Origin of the sequence: Aetokthonos hydrillicola CCALA 1050, assembly GCF_017591665.1 — a bacterium.
Classification (GTDB): Bacteria; Cyanobacteriota; Cyanobacteriia; order Cyanobacteriales; family Nostocaceae; genus Aetokthonos; species Aetokthonos hydrillicola.
In genome coordinates this window covers 1-2,634 of sequence record NZ_JAAKGC010000144.1, presented here as the reverse complement: position 1 = coordinate 2,634, position 2,634 = coordinate 1, and the positions used below count along the sequence as shown (strand labels likewise).

Here is a 2,634-nt window from a genome sequence, read left to right as displayed (position 1 = left end):
GTACTTCCCATCAGTATGTGGTCCCATACCGGTGAATAATACAACACCAATACTGAGATCTTCACGAGCGTCAGAAAAAGCATCGTATAGTTCAAAAATGGTTTTGGGACGAAAGGCGTTGCGTTTATGAGGACGGTTGATGGTGATCTTAGCAATGCCATCAGCTTTGTCATAAAGGATATCTTCGTATGTTTTGGCTGGTTGCCAGTTAATTTGCATTTCCAAAATAAAATGAGACTTCAGCTTGAGAATTGTATCTTAGGGTGGGACATGTCGACTTAATAATTGTGTCAGCATAATCCTGCACCAGTAAAAATAAAAAAGCTCGGTATGCCACAAACACAAGCTGACGACTTCACGGAAAAACATTCCTTAAGTGATCCCGAAAAAGACAGACTGGGTTATGCAACCTTTGCTAAGTATTTGGCAGACAGTATTTGTAACATGACGATTACTGAAGGGTTTGTGATTGCGGTGTACGGTTCTTGGAATTCCGGCAAATCGACACTGATGAATTTTCTCATTCACTATCTTCAGGAAAAGCCAGAAGACGAACGACCAATTATTGTACCGTTTAACCCTTTGTTATTTTCTGGCTCTCAAGATATTACAAAGCGCTTTTTTGAGCAAATACGAAATGTTATAAGCAGAATATCATCAGTATCGAAAGGTTTAAAAGAACGGATAGGCGATTTTGCAAAAGCTGTTGGGCAAACTTCTTTACCTTACTCTCAAGCTGGTACGGCACTAGCAACATTATTTGAGGCACAGGAAAAAGAAACTCCTGAGTTAAAAGAAGAAGTCGAGGAAAAGCTAGTCAATCAAGATAAACGAATAGTTGTAGCAATTGACGATATTGACAGACTTTCTACTGAGGAAATTCAACAGCTATTTCGTTTACTAAAAGCAATTCCAAGTTTTACTAATATTATCTATGTCCTAGCTTTTAATAAAGAAGTTGTTCTCAAAGCACTTACAGAAACAAAACAGACATCAGAAGCATACCTTGACCAAATTATTCAAGTAGATTTTGAGCTACCGAAACCAGATAAAACTTCATTACGTAGAATATTTTTTGAAAAACTTAATAACGTTATATTTGATCTGTCAGAAGAACTCTTTGTGTCAAATTACTGGAGAAATATTTACTATGAAGGCATAGACCATTTTATTACAAGCTTGCGCGATATCGTTCGTTTGATTGAAAATCTTTCACTAACATATCCAACAGTGAAAGGTGAAGTGAACCCTATTGATTACATAGCTCTAGAGTCACTACGAGTATTTTGCCCCATTATATACGACACTATCCGTAACAATAAAAATGCTTTTCTTGGAAAACAAAATTCTTCGATTGATGAAATTAAAAATATCCTTAACTCCTGGACAGCCCAGCTTAAAAATGAAGATAAACAACCTGTCCAAAAAATACTGATGTTTCTTTTTCCAAAATTGAGTGTTGTTTGGGGCAGTAAGTATTCTTATGTTGAAGAAACCGAATTGGAATGGTGTAACAAATTGCGTATATGCTGCCCAGAAAAGTTTTCTATCTACTTTAGGTTAGCTTTAGGGGAAAGTAAATTATTTCAGACTCAAATTGATGCAATTTTTGCTTTATCTTCAGATGAGAAGACATTTGCCCAAAAGCTTACAGAACTCGCTAATCAAAAACGTCCTGACGGCACAACACAACTCAGAGCATTTTTAGAAGAATTGGAGAATTATACTGGTCAAGAAATTCCTCAAGAAAGCATTCCTGGAATTGTTAAAGCTTTTCTTGAGGTTGGTGAACAGCTATTAATTCCTGAAGACGAACCTACCACAATATTTGATTTTAGTAATGAAGTCCGCATCAGTCATATTATCTCACAACTTTTAAGCCGATTAGATGAACCTACGCGTTTTCAGATACTGGAAACTTCTGTTTCTGAAGGTGAAGTAATATCAAGAATTCTTAATGAGATAAAAATTTCCTTAAAAGACGAATTTCTTCTAAGCGCACAGCACCTTAAGGAACTTGAAGGAATGATTGCCCAAAAGCAGCATCAAAAATGTTCACCGGACAACGGTGATAATTCAGGAACTGACATTAACAGTGTAGGATAACTTAAACGGCTTGAAACTAGCTCCAGGTTTTGGAGTGCCGCTAATCTCTATCTCGTAGGCTCCTGCTTTAGGAAATACAACGTCAGCACCAGGAACACCACGGTACTTCTCTGCTGTTATTGCTTGTAAAGTTGGTTTTAGTAGTGGAGTATTGCCTTTAGTATGGGGTTTTGGGTAGATAGATAACTGACAGTTACATTTTTCAAGGGGAATGGTTTCGCCCCCGTGACGAGTCAGCACGATCCAAATTTTAGCTGATTCACCAGCTCGTGGATTGTCTTGAGGTTCTATATGCAGTAGACCACCGACATTCTCTGATACCTTTACCGTGTGAGCAGCAACAGGTGTTGCAATGAAAATTGAAAGTATTACTAGTACTAAATTTTTATATAAACACGGGCGGAGCATAAAATTTCTACAACTGCGCTGCATTTGTTATGTAAAAAATCGATTATCGGCTAAATCAGTACTCATGTCAAAAGACAAGCTGTCAAACTTCTACTTCACTCTCAATACTGCGTAGGTTTT

General features: G+C 37.3%; 3 protein-coding genes. 1 reads left to right on the top strand and 2 read right to left on the bottom strand.

The genetic code is table 11. The features are described 5' to 3' along the window. Positions 1–219 (bottom strand): enoyl-CoA hydratase-related protein (locus G4P69_RS39685; RefSeq protein WP_243903121.1); only part of this gene is annotated, 219 nt, incomplete at its 3' end. A 111-nt stretch (positions 220–330) separates the two neighbouring features. Here G4P69_RS39685 and G4P69_RS33390 point away from each other — a divergent pair. Next, on the top strand, positions 331–2,106 hold the full coding sequence (locus G4P69_RS33390; RefSeq protein WP_208354117.1) for a KAP family P-loop NTPase fold protein: 1,776 nt from the start codon (positions 331–333) through the stop codon (positions 2,104–2,106). Here the strand turns inward: G4P69_RS33390 and G4P69_RS33385 are convergent. Continuing rightward, positions 2,077–2,514, bottom strand: coding sequence for a hypothetical protein (locus G4P69_RS33385; RefSeq protein ID WP_208354115.1), 438 nt, complete (start codon positions 2,512–2,514; stop codon positions 2,077–2,079). The genes G4P69_RS33390 and G4P69_RS33385 overlap by 30 nt on opposite strands. Between the last annotated feature and the right edge of the window lie 120 nt (positions 2,515–2,634).

Coding starts and splice junctions, on each gene's coding strand:
- G4P69_RS33390 (WP_208354117.1), top strand. CDS start 331: ATGCCACAAACACAAGCTGACGACTTCACGGAAAAACATTCCTTAAGT.
- G4P69_RS33385 (WP_208354115.1), bottom strand. CDS start 2,514: ATGCTCCGCCCGTGTTTATATAAAAATTTAGTACTAGTAATACTTTCA.